This is a genomic window from Flavilitoribacter nigricans DSM 23189 = NBRC 102662 (assembly GCF_002646595.1).
Lineage (GTDB): Bacteria > Bacteroidota > Bacteroidia > Chitinophagales > Saprospiraceae > Flavilitoribacter > Flavilitoribacter nigricans.
Genome location: NZ_PDUD01000002.1, coordinates 212,242 through 226,574, shown reverse-complemented (window position 1 = coordinate 226,574; position 14,333 = coordinate 212,242). Strand labels below are relative to the sequence as shown.

Annotated in this window: 7 protein-coding genes; all 7 read left to right on the top strand. The window is 52.8% G+C overall.

The genetic code is table 11. The annotated features are described in order from the left end of the window. The first annotated feature begins 40 nt into the window (after window positions 1-40). The 7 genes from CRP01_RS02645 (at window position 41) to tnpA (ending at window position 14,264) form a co-directional block, all read left to right on the top strand. Window positions 41-3,061 carry a SusC/RagA family TonB-linked outer membrane protein gene (locus CRP01_RS02645; RefSeq protein WP_099148441.1) on the top strand — a complete coding sequence of 1,007 codons (3,021 nt, stop codon included), beginning with the start codon at window positions 41-43 and terminating at the stop codon, window positions 3,059-3,061. A gap of 25 nt (window positions 3,062-3,086) precedes the next feature. Continuing rightward, on the top strand, window positions 3,087-4,610 hold the full coding sequence (locus CRP01_RS02640; RefSeq protein WP_099148440.1) for a RagB/SusD family nutrient uptake outer membrane protein: 1,524 nt from the start codon (window positions 3,087-3,089) through the stop codon (window positions 4,608-4,610). Between the two features lie 235 nt (window positions 4,611-4,845). Next, complete coding sequence (locus tag CRP01_RS02635) at window positions 4,846-6,822, top strand: glycoside hydrolase family 97 protein (protein WP_099148439.1); 1,977 nt, start codon at window positions 4,846-4,848, stop codon at window positions 6,820-6,822. A gap of 91 nt (window positions 6,823-6,913) precedes the next feature. After that, a complete protein-coding gene (locus tag CRP01_RS02630) occupies window positions 6,914-8,530 on the top strand; it encodes a sulfatase family protein (protein WP_099148532.1) in 1,617 nt (538 codons plus the stop codon). 197 nt (window positions 8,531-8,727) lie between these two features. Next, window positions 8,728-11,343 carry an alkaline phosphatase D family protein gene (locus CRP01_RS02625; protein ID WP_099148438.1) on the top strand — a complete coding sequence of 872 codons (2,616 nt, stop codon included), beginning with the start codon at window positions 8,728-8,730 and terminating at the stop codon, window positions 11,341-11,343. A gap of 127 nt (window positions 11,344-11,470) precedes the next feature. Continuing rightward, on the top strand, window positions 11,471-13,183 hold the full coding sequence (locus tag CRP01_RS02620) for a cation:proton antiporter domain-containing protein (RefSeq protein WP_099148437.1): 1,713 nt from the start codon (window positions 11,471-11,473) through the stop codon (window positions 13,181-13,183). Window positions 13,184-13,805: 622 nt separating this feature from the next. Further along, on the top strand, window positions 13,806-14,264 hold the full coding sequence (tnpA, locus tag CRP01_RS02615; protein WP_099148436.1) for an IS200/IS605 family transposase: 459 nt from the start codon (window positions 13,806-13,808) through the stop codon (window positions 14,262-14,264). The last annotated feature ends 69 nt before the right edge of the window (window positions 14,265-14,333 follow it).

The following is a 14,333-nucleotide window of genomic DNA, read 5'->3' as shown; positions in this document are numbered from 1 at the left end:
TATAGCACAACTTTGCGATAATATCTAAAACTATTTCAAAATGGAACGGAAAACCATACTGTTGCTGGCGCTATGCCTGCTCACGGGCTATGCTTTTGCCCAAAGGACAGTGACCGGAGTAGTGACCGATGGAGAATCGGGCACAGGACTACCCGGTGTCAACCTCATTGAAAAAGGCACAACCAACGGAGCGTCGACGGATATCGACGGAAATTACTCCATCACCGTCGGCGAGAATGCCATTCTTCAGTTTAGCTATATCGGTTTCCAGCCGCAGGAGATCGAAGTTAACAATCAGACTACGATCAATGTGACGCTGCTGACCGACTCGGAAACCCTCGACGAGGTCGTCGTGATCGGTTACGGTACTCAACGAAAAAGCGACCTGACGGGCTCCGTCAGTCAGGTAGGCGGCGAAGATCTGCAAAACCTGCCGGCCGCCCGGGTGGATAATATGCTCCAGGGGCGCGCCGCCGGGGTACAGGTCTCCCAGATTAGCGGCGAACCCGGCGCGGCGACCACGATCCGTATCCGGGGTGGGAACTCCATTCAGGGGAATAACGAACCACTGTGGGTGATCGACGGCGTAATCGTCGGCACGGATTACAACCTGAGCAACCTGAACACCAATGATATCGAATCCATCGATATCCTGAAGGATGCCGTTGCCGTATCCATTTACGGTACCCGCGGGGCCAACGGGGTGATCCTGGTGACTACCAAGAGCGGTGCTGGTGCGCAAGGGACCAATGTGTCCTTCAACCTCTACCGTGGGCAGCAATCCATCGTTACCCAGGTTGATTTTCTGGACGGTCAGGAACACGCTGCTTACGCAAATGAAGATGCGGAATTCCGGCAGTCGGCCGTTCCTTTTCCCAATCTGAACGAAGTGCCGGACATCGACTGGATCGATCAGGTGACCCAGTCGGCACCCGTACTGAATGTAGATGCCTCGGTCTCGGGGACTTCCCAGAACGGTCGCGTCAATTACTATATTTCCGGCAACTACTTCAATCAGGATGGACTCGTGCGGGCCAGCGGGATCGAGAAATACGTATTCCGGGCCAACATGGACATCAAGCTGTCGGATCTGTTTAAAGTGGGATTCCGGGCCAACCTGTCCAGCCTGCGGCAGGAAAATCCCAAATTCAATATCGATGGTCTGTATCTGAGCACCACACCCACCCGCGCCATTTACGATGCCGACGGTAATTTCACCGCGCTCGACCCGATCACCGATGGGATCTCTTCCAACTACGAAGCGGATATTCAATTGCGGCAGAACCACGATCAGGTAACCAACCTGTTGGGTAATGCCTATCTGGAATTTACACCCGTTCAAAATCTGATCTTCCGCACCACGATCAGTCCGGAGATCAATAACTTTAAGCAAAACGTTTTCAATCCCGGGGCCCTGCCAAACAACCTGATCATTCAGAACGGCGGTAACGCGACCGTGAATAACTCATTGCGGAAAGGCTGGATCAACGAAAACACCCTGACCTACAATCTGGATGTGGGGCAAAATGACCGACTGACCGTACTGGCGGGTTTTACCCTGCAGAAGACCCAGTTTGAATCCAGCTTCGCCCGCTCGCAGGGCTTGTCCAACGATGTGACCGGCTTCAATAATCTGGCCTTCGGATCGGATCCGACCCGGAATGAAGTCGGCTCCAGTTACAATTCCTTCCAGCTGTTGTCTTACCTGGGGCGGATCAATTATTCCCTCAACGATCGTTTCCTGTTTACCCTGGTCGGTCGTCTGGACGGCTCCTCCCGTTTTGCTCCGGGCAACAAATACGCCTTCTTCCCCTCCGGCGCTTTTGCCTGGAGAATGATAGAGGAAGATTTTATTCAGAATATGAACCTGTTCAGTAATCTGAAATTCCGGGCCAGCTTCGGTCTGTCCGGTAGCCAGGCCATTCCTTCCTACCGGACCCTGGCGGTACTGAATGCGGCCAATACGACCTTTGGCAACGTGGAAAAACCGGGAGTGGTACTCGGGCGTCCCGAAAACCCGGAACTGAAATGGGAGACCACCCGGCAACTCGACCTGGGCCTGGAGATGGGCTTTTTGGACAACCGCCTGGCCGTGGAGATCGATTATTACCAAAAAACCACGGAAGACCTCCTGCTGAACGCGCAATTACCGCGGCAGACGGGCTTTGTAAGCAAATTGCAGAACATCGGAAAGATCGAGAACAAAGGGATGGAGTTGCTGATCAACAGCGCGAATGTCCGGAATAACGACTTTAGCTGGTCCACCACGCTGACCATTTCCGGCAACCGGAACAAGGTAGTCGATCTGGGTGGCGTGGATTTCATCAATCTCGTGACCCCGGCCCAGCAGGGTGGCGTGGGCGGTCGACTGATCGTCGGCGAAAGCGTTCCCGTGTTTACCGGTGTGAATTACCTCGGTACCTGGAAATCCCAGGAGGAGATCGATCAGGTCGGACTCGGTGGCAACCACGACGTGGGCGGACCGCGGTTCGAAGACACGAACGGAGACGGCCAGATCACCGAGGAAGACTTTATCGTACTCGGTAGCCCGCAGCCGGATTTCTACTTCGGTATCGGGAATACCTTCAATTTTAAGAATTTCGAACTGGACATTTTCTTCCAGGGTACCCAGGGCAACGAAGTGTTCAACAGTCTTACCCAAACGGCGCTGTTTGGGCGGCCGGAAACTACCAAGTACAAAGAGACGCTGGATCGTTGGACGCCGGAAAACCCAACTTCGGATATTCCCCGCGCCGGTACGGTAGCTTCTTTATCCGAGGTGTACAACAATTCGGCGATGATCGAGGACGGCTCTCATATCCGTCTGAAAAGTCTGCGGCTCGGCTACACCTTCTCGGGTGATCAACTGGGACTGCGCGGCGTAAAAGGGATCAACGTCTATATCACCGGTTCCAACCTGTTTGTGATCTCGGACTTCAGATTGAAAGATCCGGAAACCAGCCAGTTCGGCCGGAACAGTGATAACCTGTCTTTCGGTTTCTCGCGGGGGCAGTATCCAAGTTCCCGGATTATTTCCGTTGGCGCCCGGGTTGACTTTTAATTGTTGAAACACTAAAAAAAAGATCATGAAAATCGATATAAAATTTACGTCATTGCTACTGATCCTGGGGCTTGCACTGGCCAGTTGCAATAACTTTCTGGACGAGGATCCCCGGGATCTGGTTTCCCCTACCAACTTTTTTAATACGCCGGCCGAATTCGAGCTGGCCATTACCGGCCTGTACAATACTTATAAACAAAATTCCCTGCACGGGAAGATTGGGCTGGACCGCTACTACGAGAACGGAGCCGACATCATTGGCCCCAACCGGGTATTCGACCAGGTTGAACCGACCCAGTCTTACTCGCTCAGTGAAAGTAACATCAGTGCGATCTCTCAGGGTGGCGGAGCGCCGCTGACCTGGCAGAACCTTTACGCCATCATCCTCAATGCCAATACGATATTGGCTCAATTGGAGATCAATGAAAGCCTGAGCCGGGACCAGAAGGACCTTTACGGTGCGGAAACACTGTTTCTAAGGGCTTATGCCTACTACCACCTGACCAATCTCTGGGGCGACGTACCTTACTATCGGGATAATTTACCGATCTCCGAGATCCAGGTGTTGCCGCGGACGGATGTACAACGGATCCGGACGGAGATCCTGCAGGACCTGCAACAGGCCCAGGACGTCCTGCCGGATACCTACGGTGCCGACGGTTTGGGCCGGGCAACCAAATGGGCCGCGGCTACGCTGATGGTCAAGATCTACCTGATACAGCAGCAGTGGCAACCGGCCCGGGACAAGGCGTTGGAGATCATCAACAATTCTCCGCACCAGCTCCTGGATGACTATGCGGCCATTTTTGATCCCAATAATGAATTTAACGCCGAGACCATTTTTGAGATCAACTTCGTGAAAGACATCAATCAGGATGACTGGGTCGACCACTTTACGCCGCGTATTCGCGATGAACCTAAAGATCCTACCAAGCGGGGTGAACTGAGTGCCGCTCTGGCAGCAAGAAATGAAGGTTTCACGGGTTACGGTCTGGCTATTCCCATCCCGGATTATGTAAACGAATTCCCGATGGATGACCTGCGTCGGTCTTCCAACGTGGTCACTGAATACCTCGGCTTCGAACTGAACTTTGCCTACATGCCGAAAATGTGGAACGTAGACCAGATCAACTCTCCCCGAGGCAACCACGGTGATAACAAGATCATCTTCCGGCTGGCCGATGTGTACCTGATGGCGGCCGAAGCGGAAAACGAACTCAACGGGCCGGACAATGCCTACCAGTACATCAATCGCGTGCGCGAGCGGGCCTACGAGCCGGATCAGCCGTTGTCGGGCATGACGCAGGAGGAATTCCGGCAGGCCATCTACGACGAGCGCCGCTGGGAACTGGGCGGTGAAGGCCACCGCCGTATGGACCTGATCCGGTGGGGAATCCTGCTGGATGTGGTGCGGAGCACCGAATACCGCATCTGGAATCCGGCGGATAATATTCAACCCAGACACGTCCTGTTGCCGATCCCACCGGAGGAGTTTAACTTGAACCCTGCACTCCTGGAAAGCGACCCAACGAACAACGGGTATCGCTAGAGAGTGCCGGGCCTCCACGATACCATTAACCGGGCGGGAGGAACACTGATCATTGCGCAGGTATACGATCGTTGAATCTACGATTTAGGGTGATGATGTAGCATTTTCTGCTTAAAAAATGCAAAATCATGCCTTTGCAGTAGTACGATCGATCCTGTTTTGCGGAATATAAGAGCAGTGTTCCTCCTTAAGCCCCGTGGGGATCCAACTTTTACAAAGCCATTAAACAAGGAGAATGAAACTATCGAATCGCAACGGCTGGAAACTAATTCCGGCCCTATTGTTACTATTTACTGCCCAGGGGGTAACTGCACAACAATACGAACTCAATTCAAAAGACGAACAAACCCGGATCAGGATCCAGGTAAATGACCGGATCACCTGGTCAGTCAGCAAATATGGCCAGGTCGTGCTACCGGAAGTGGTGATCGGCATGACTGTCAACGGAACCGTACTGGACGAGGATCCGGAAGTGACTTCCCGCAGGGAATCCGAGACGGCCGAAAGTTTTGAAGCGGTTTTGCCCGTCAAGAGTCGCATTATCGAGAATGATTATCGCGAATTACAACTCAAATTTGCCAACGATTTCGAACTCCACTTCCGCGCCTACGATCACGGCGTAGCCTACCGCTTTACCACGAGCCGGTCCGGCAACATCGAAGTGGACAGCGAAACCCTGGAAATAAGTTTTCCCGCCGGCACCACCTCCTATTTCCCCCAGGAAGAATCCATGTACTCCCATTACGAGCGCTCTTATCTTTTTAAAGGCATTGATACGATCCGAACCGGTGAATTTGCGTCGCTCCCTATCCTGTTCAATACGAAGGATGACCTGCGAATCCTGTTTTCGGAAGCTGATGTTTTCGATTATCCACATCTATTCCTGGCCGGTAGCGGTTCCAAAACGCTGCACGCCCAGTTTCCGAAAGGAGTAGCGGCTACCAAACCCGATCCGAGCAGTGCGGACCGCAACGTGATCATTACCGAAGAGGAACCCTTCATTGCGGCGACAGAAGGAACGCGAACTTTCCCCTGGCGCTTTTTCGTAATCACCAATGACGATGCCGATCTGATCCGGCAGAACATGGTGATGCAACTGTCGCGTCCCCAGATCCTGGAGGAAACGGACTGGATCCAGCCCGGAAAGATCGCCTGGGACTGGTGGAATGCCAATAATGTTTTCGGGGTGGATTTCAAATCCGGTCTGGATACCCGAACCTACAAGTACTACATCGATTTTGCGTCGGAATACGGATTGGAATACCTGATCCTGGATGAAGGCTGGACCAAATCCACAACCGAGATCCTCGAGTGTAATCCGGACCTCGACGTAAAGGAACTGATCCGTTACGGCCGGGAAAAAGGTGTATCACTCATCCTATGGTGTCTCTGGAAACCGCTGGATGATAATATGGAGGAGATCCTGGACACCTACGCCGGCTGGGGCGCTAAAGGAGTGAAGGTCGACTTCATGCAGCGCGCCGATCAATACATGGTCAATTCCTACACCGAAATTGCCAAAGCCTGTGCGGACCGGAAAATGCTGGTCGATTTTCACGGGGCTTTCAAACCGGCCGGCCTGCGGAGCGCTTATCCCAACGTGATCAGCTACGAAGGCGTACGGGGCAACGAGCACAACAAATGGGCCGACTACATCACGCCGGAACACAACGTCACACTGCCCTTCACCCGCATGGCCGTCGGGCCGATGGATTATACGCCGGGAGCGATGCACAATGCCCAGGAGATCAATTTTAGTGTCAGTTTCGGTCGGCCGATGAGTCTGGGTACACGCGCCCACCAGGTGGCCATGTATGTGGTGTACGAATCTCCCCTGCAAATGCTCTGCGACACTCCGAGTGCCTATATGCAAGATGAAAAAACGGCCCGTTTTATTTCCGGCATTCCGACGGTATGGGACGAAACGAAAGTGCTGCACGCAAAAGTGGCCGAATACGTGGCGGTAGCCCGCCGGCAGGGAGACGACTGGTACATCGGCGGCATGAACAACTGGGATGAGCGGAGCCTGGAGATCGATCTCTCCTTTCTGCCGGCCGGTACCTACGAAATGACCATTTTTCAGGATGGCATCAACGCCAATACTTACGCCGAGGATTATCGGATAGAAAGCCGGACGGTAAACCGTTCGGATCAGCTGAGTATGGATCTGGCTAAAGGTGGCGGCTGGACTGCCGTGCTCCGCAGGAAATGATTACTAATGGTACCAAAGGTGCCTGATGCCGGCGCCGGGCATTCGCGAACGATTGGCGGATATCCGGTTACCGGCTCCTCAATATAGTTATATGAACAGAACGAAACTAACTTTTGCTGCGCTGGCGGTGGCCATGGTCCTGGCGGCCTGTCAAGGTACCGAAACGGAAACACCGCCGCAAAAGCCCAACATCCTTTTTGCGATCATGGACGATGCTACCTATATGCACATGAGTGCGTACGGTTGTGCTTTCGTCAATACACCCAATTTCGACCGGGTGGCGAAAAACGGCATCCTCTTCAAAAACGCCTATACACCGAATGCGAAATGCTCGCCCTCCCGCTCCTGCATTCTGACGGGAAGGAACTCCTGGCAACTGGAGCAAGCTGCCAACCACTGGCCGTATTTCCCCGAGAAATTTAAGGTATTTACCGAAGTACTGGCGGAGAACGGTTACGCCGTAGCCAGCACGGGTAAAGGCTGGGCGCCGGGGATCGCTACCCGCGCGGACGGCAGTAAACGCAACCTGATGGTCAATACCTTCAGCGAGATCAAGACTACTCCGCCAACTTCCAAGATCAGCAATGTAGATTATGCGGCTAATTTTACGGCCTTTCTCGATCAGAAAGGGGAGGAGCCTTTCTTCTTCTGGTACGGTGGCCTGGAACCCCACCGGGCGTACGAATACGGCTCCGGGATTGCCAAAGGCGGCAAACAACTGGCCATGGTCAAGGATAGTGACGTTTTTGATTTCTGGCCGGCGGTAGATTCCGTGAAAACGGATCTGCTGGATTACGCTTTTGAGATTGAATACTTCGACAAGCAACTGGGCAAAATGCTGGATACCCTCGAAGCCCGGGGGCAGTTATCCAATACTCTGGTGGTCATTACGGCGGATAACGGCATGCCTTTCCCCAGAGTGAAAGGCCAGGAATACGAATATTCCAACCACCTGCCCCTGGCGGTGATGTGGGCCGACGGTATTGCCAACCGGGGCCGGAAGATCGATGACTACATCAGCTTCATCGATTTTGCGCCTACCTTTCTGGAACTGGCGGAGGTGCCCGAGGGGGCTGCCGGAATGCAGGCCATTGCCGGCCGGAGTTTTACGGATATCCTGTATTCCGAAAAAGATGGTCAGGTGGATCCCCGGCGGGATTACGTCATGATCGGTAAGGAGCGGCACGATATCGGTCGCCCGAACGATTGGGGATATCCCATCCGCGGACTGGTGAAGGACGGCAAGCTTTATCTGCATAATTTCGAGACCGATCGCTGGCCCGGCGGAAATCCGGAGACGGGTTATCTGAATTGCGACGGAGGCGCTACTAAAAGCGTAGTCCTGAATACCGTCTTCAATCCCGATGTGGCCCGCTACTGGCAAATGTCTTTCGGGAAACGTCCGCAGGATGAATTCTACGATATCGCCAATGATCCCGATTGTATGGAAAACCTGGCGCTATCCGAAGCGCACCGGGAAATGATGACCAGCATGAAAAACGATCTTTTCGGCCGCCTGAAGGAACAGGGCGATCCGCGCATGTTCGGCAACGGTGCCCTCTTCGATCAGTATACCTATTCCGACAAGAAAGGCGTCAATTTTTACGAACGCTATTTCAACGGCGAGGACGTCGGCTGGGGCTGGGTGAACGCCACAGATTTCCAGGACCTGTCGGGCGTGAAACTGCCGGAAGCGTCTATGGATTGATCGGCGGTAGCGGCCGGGAAATTCCCCGGTGACGGGAAATGACGAATTTACCGTACGCTTATGACCGAAATGTCCCCCATCAATTGAACCCGGGCTGGCTATTTTTACCACTACCATTTGGGAACTGCCGGATACTGATCCGGACAGATCGCCAAATTGCTATTCTCCGTCCATTGTCTAAAATTTAAAACTCAAGTATGAAACGCAGAGACTATATAAAGACCTTTCTGCTGGGGTCGACCTTACCTTTGACCACCAATTTTGGTTTTTCCAGAGCCGTAGACCACTTCTTTAAAGGACCACTGGCGGTAGATTTTAAGAGCGACTGGGCGAATTGGCCGGACATGAAATGGGCCGGACCACAGTACTGGGGCAACCGCCTGCAAGACTGGCTCATCCGGGACGGCAAACTGGTTTGTGATGTAGTGGGCAACAACCGGAGTCTCCACCTGCTGACGGTGCAAAATCCGAACGGCGACGCTACGCTGGATCTGTCCGTTAAAGTGGATCGTTTGCACGACGAGCTGGAGCAGTACGAAGCCGGCTGTATCGGTTTTCGCATCGGAGCTAAAGGGCCGTTCGACGATTACCGCTCGGCAGCGGTTTTCGGGAAAGGGCTGGATGTGGGGCTCACACCCCAGGGAAATTTGAAGATCGGGGAGGATGAGATTGAAACCGCCCTGAGTGCATTGCCGAAAAGTTTTCAGTTGCACTTCTCTTCCCGTCCCGCTGATGACAGCGGTCAGATAGTCACTCTGACGGTGCGGAATGGCAACGGGGCCCTGCTGGCCGAAAGAGGTGGCATCCGCGTTGCCGCGGAAGATCTAAAGGGTAATTTCGCACTTCTGTCCCATGTCGGAGGCAAAAGAAGTTCGGAGGAAAAACCGACCGTTGCCTTCTCCGACTGGACGATCAATTCCGGATCGCTTTACGAAAATAAAGACAATCTGTTCGGGCCTATCTGCTTCGCGCAGTATACCCAGAACAAAGGTAAATTGAAACTCACCGCTCAGCTGGCTCCGGTAGAGGAGATCAAAGGGCACGAAGTCGAACTCGCTTTTCAGCGCAATGGTCGCTGGGAAACGGCCGAAACCGCCCAGGTCACGCATCCCGGCCGGGCGATCAATTTTCAACTGACGGATTGGAACGGTTCGGAAGCGGTACCGTACCGCGTCCGCCTGAAACTGCCGTTGCAGGACAGCACCCACCAATACGATTACGAAGGAACGATCGCCGCCGAACCCAGCGATCGGGACCGGGTGAAAGCGGCCGTGTTCAGTTGCAACGCTCAGTACGGTTTCCCCGATGCGGATATTTACGAAGGCGTATCTAAACTGGAACCCGATGTAGCCCTGTTTCTTGGGGATCAGTTCTATGAAAGTACCGGTGGTTTTGGAGCACAGTACGACGGGGATTTCGATAAGACCTGTCTCGATTATCTGCGCAAATGGATGATGTTCGGCTGGTCGTACCGGGAGATCTACCGGAATATTCCTAGTGCTTTCATTCCGGATGATCACGATGTATACCACGGCAACGTCTGGGGCGAAGCCGGCGGGAAAGCCGATATCACCAAAGGTTTCGGATCGGCGGCTCAGGATACTGGTGGTTATAAGATGCGACCGGAATGGGTCAATATGGTCCAGTATACCCAAACGAGCCATTTACCCGATGCTTACGATCCCACGCCCGTCAAACAGGGTATCGGAGTGTATTATACCCACTGGAATTACGGTGGTGTTAGTTTTGCTATTTTAGAAGACCGCAAGTTTAAATCGGCGCCCAAAAATGTATTGCCGGAAAGCGCCCAGGTCCACAACGGTTGGATCCAGAACGACGATTTCGATATCAAGCAATACCGGGATATTGATGCGGACCTGTTAGGAGAACGGCAGGAAAAATTCCTGGCGGACTGGGTAGAAGACTGGTCAAACGGAGCGATGCTCAAAGCGGTACTTTCCCAGACCAATTTCGCTACGGTGGCTACGCTGCCGGCTGCGGCCAAAGATGACTCGGTAGTGCCCGGACTGGATATTCCCGAGGTCGGCGAATACGTTCAAGGTGACCAACCGACTGTAGACATGGACTCCAACGGCTGGCCGATGGCCAAGCGCGATAAGGCTGTACGTACCATCCGCAAAGGTTTCGCTTTCCACATTGCCGGGGATCAGCACCTGGCAACTTTCGTTCAGTACGGTGTAGATGAACACGGCGACAGCGGATACGCCTTCGCCGGTCCGGCACTGAATAACCTCTGGCCCCGCCGTTTCTGGCCGCCGGTGGATAGCTCGAGCCATTCCTACGAGAACCCGGCCTATACCGGAGAACATTTGGATGGCTTTGGCAACCGGATCACGGTAAAAGCCGTGGCCAACCCGCACAATATGCACCAGGAACCGGCTGTCCTGCACAACCGCTCGGTAGGTTACGGTCTGGTTACCTTCGACAAAACAAACCGTACGATCAAAACGGATTGCATCCGGCGTTTTAAGGATCCCACACAAGCCGGGGCTCAGTACCCGGGATGGCCCGTTACCATCGGTCAGGAAGACAATTACGGTAGATCCGCCGGTGCCTGGCTACCGAAAATCCAGGTAAGCGGATCCGTACTGCCGGTAATGAAGATCTACGATGAGCAGCGCGAGCTGGTCTACGCCTTACGTCTGCCGTCGGCGACCTACCAGCCGAAGGTCTTCAAAAAGGGCCTGTACACCGTTCAGCTATCCGTACCGGAAACCGGCTTCGAACAGACCTTCGAGCGGGTGAAAGCGAAGAAGGGCAAGGGCGGTAAGAAATTGCGGGTGGAAGTGTAGCCCGGAAAATTTGTACGTGGCATTAAGCCTTTTTTCTTTTGACGCGTTTTTAAGCTTATGTCTTTCGGGACTATATTTAGGCAGCATATAGATCGTTCCCGGAATAAACGTTCAAAAGAGGTTGTTTATGGAAGAAGTACACGTACTCATGCCAATTATCGGGCTGTTGCTCATCGGTATTCTGGCCATTGCCATTATGCGCAAGTTGAGACTCAGTCCGATCATTGGTTATCTGTTGGCCGGTATTCTCATTGGCCCGCACGCTTTGGGCTGGATTGACGAAAGTGAAACCACCCACCTGCTCGCAGAACTGGGAGTGGTTTTTCTGCTCTTCGATATTGGCCTCCATTTCTCCCTGTCGAGTATCTGGGAAGCACGCCGGGATATCCTCGGCCTCGGGCCCCTGCAGATGATCCTCTGCGGACTGGGGTTCGGCGGTATTGCATTGGTACTCGGCTTTAGTCTGGAAATGGCCATCATTCTGGGTGGCGCTTTTGCCCTTTCCTCAACCGCTGTGGTTGTCCAGACGCTTAGTGAACGGCGGCAGCGTAACTGCCCGGTCGGGCTGACCGGTACGGCCATCCTGATCTTTCAGGATATCTGCGCCATTCTGATCCTTATTCTGGCGGCATCGATGGAAGGGGGAGAGGCCGCTGCGGGTGGCGGTATCGGAGAAGCATTAATGCTGGCGATCGGTAAGGCGGTAATCGCCTTTATCGCCTCCGTTCTGATCGGTCGTTATCTGATCGATCCCTTATTTCGCCTGCTTTCCCAAACCCGGAACGAAGAAGTCTTTACGGCTACGGCCCTGCTGGTGATCCTGGCTGCGGCCGCGGCTACCGGAGAGGCCGGTCTGTCCCTCACTCTGGGGGCTTTTCTGGGCGGTATGATCATTTCCGAAACGCCCTTCCGGCAGGTCATCCAGACGGAAGCTAAACCCTTCCGTAACCTGTTACTCGGTTTTTTCTTCATCACGGTGGGCATGTCGTTGGACTGGCACGTACTGATCGGCAGTTGGGCGGAGATCCTGTTGTTTCTCGTCGCCCTCATTCTAGTTAAAGTGATCATGACCAGTATTGCCGCCCGGCTATTCGGCTGGACAGTACCGGGGTCCCTCCAACTGAGTTTTTTGCTGGCCCAGGGCAGCGAATTTGTATTCGTTATTCTGGCCATGCCCGTGGTGCGGGAAGCAATGGGCGAAAACGCTTTCGGCGTACTGATCACCGGTACAGCCGCCAGTCTGGCCCTGACCCCGGCGATTGCGCAACTCGGAAATCGATTGGCCAGATTGTACCGAAGAAGGTTCTCGGTGTCGCTGCCGGCCAGCGAGACCCAGGCCCGGGGGCACCTGGCCCCGGTGGTGGTATTTGGCATGGGAGAGATCGGCCGGACGGTGGTGGATGCACTCAAAGCAAACGATATCGCCTACGAGGCGATCGAAATGGATTACGAACGCTTCCTTTCTGCCAGTGCTGATGGCTACTCAGTATTGTTCGGTGATCTGGCGGATACCCGCCTGATGGAAACCCTGGCGCTGGGAGATCGCAATGCGATCGTGGTAACGATTGTCCGCTATGAGATTTCCGAAGCGCTGAAACCGATCATGCAAACGCGGTATCCGGAACTGATCCGCTTTATTCCGGTAGAGGATGAGGATGAAAAAACCAGATTTGAAGCGGTGGGCATGCATGCGGTCGTGAACCGGAGTTTTCCGCGCGGGCTCGATCTGGCGGCGGAAGTACTTCGCGCCCAGGATATCGAATGGGAAAAGATCCAATCCTGGATGCAACGGCAGCAGGAGCGGGCGTTGCCCGCTGAGGATCTGGTATTGGAGGTGTAGTGGGTTTATTATTGCCAGGGCTATGCCCTTCCTGTGCGTTTGTTGATTTTTTCTACAAATATATCAGGGCTACTTCTACAAATATTTCAGGGCTACGCTCTTTCGGTTATGAAAGTTGTTTGACTTGATTAGGGCAATTGGTACGACGTATTTTGCGAATAGGTATTGGCGGTGTAATGGGGTTTAATATTGCCAGGGCTATGCCCTTCTTGTGCGTTTGTTGATTTTTTCTACAAATATATCAGGGCTACGCCCTTCTGCTTATGCAGGTTATGTGCTTTGATTAGGCCAATTGGTGCTGTGTATTTCAGGAATAGGGGTTGGAGGTGCAATGAGATTTACTATTGCCAGGGCTATGCCCTTCTTATAGACTTATTGATTTTTTCTACAAATATTTCAGGGCTACGCCCTTACGCTTTTGTAGGTTGTTCGATTTTATAGGCCAATTGGTACCAGGTATTTCGCGAACATATGCTTTTCCTATAATCAGATTTTACAATGGAAGGGCATCGCCCTGAAATCTTTGTAGCTTTAGCGATAGTAAAATATGAAGGGCGTAGCCCTGGAGATATATCTTGAGAAAGATAGAGTTTCTTTGTTCAAATATCTAAACAAGACTATAATGGCAAACACCTATACCCAATGCTACATTCAATTGGTATTTGCGGTAAAAGGGAGAGAACACTTAATTCCCCAGGCCAATAAAGATGAAGTTTATAAATACATGACGGGTATTATTCAAGCCCACAAACATAAACTACTTGCCATCAACGGGATGCCGGATCACGTACACCTATTCATTGGCTGGCATCCTGATCAAAGTTTATCCAAATTAGTTTACGAAGTCAAAACTTCCACAACCAAATTCATTAAACAGCAGCATTGGATGCCCTTTGCTTTTAGCTGGCAAAAGGGATTCGGCGCTTTTTCCTATTCTCGTTCCCATATTGATTCCGTTTGTAAATACATCGCCCGTCAGGAGGAGCATCACCGAAATCGAAGTTTTAAGGATGAATATCTGGAGATGTTAAAGAAATTTGCGGTGAATTACGATGAAAAATATTTGTTTGAGTTTACATAATAGTTTCTTACTTGCTAAAATTGGACCCTGCGCATCGAGCGCCTAAAAAGGAACGGTCGCCTGGTAGAT

What these genes read in the sequence shown, in the direction of transcription:
- CRP01_RS02620 (WP_099148437.1), top strand. Translation starts at nt 11,471, where the DNA reads ATGGAAGAAGTACACGTACTCATGCCAATTATCGGGCTGTTGCTCATC.
- CRP01_RS02625 (WP_099148438.1), top strand. Translation starts at nt 8,728, where the DNA reads ATGAAACGCAGAGACTATATAAAGACCTTTCTGCTGGGGTCGACCTTA.
- CRP01_RS02640 (WP_099148440.1), top strand. Translation starts at nt 3,087, where the DNA reads ATGAAAATCGATATAAAATTTACGTCATTGCTACTGATCCTGGGGCTT.
- CRP01_RS02645 (WP_099148441.1), top strand. Translation starts at nt 41, where the DNA reads ATGGAACGGAAAACCATACTGTTGCTGGCGCTATGCCTGCTCACGGGC.
- CRP01_RS02635 (WP_099148439.1), top strand. Translation starts at nt 4,846, where the DNA reads ATGAAACTATCGAATCGCAACGGCTGGAAACTAATTCCGGCCCTATTG.
- CRP01_RS02630 (WP_099148532.1), top strand. Translation starts at nt 6,914, where the DNA reads ATGAACAGAACGAAACTAACTTTTGCTGCGCTGGCGGTGGCCATGGTC.
- tnpA (WP_099148436.1), top strand. Translation starts at nt 13,806, where the DNA reads ATGGCAAACACCTATACCCAATGCTACATTCAATTGGTATTTGCGGTA.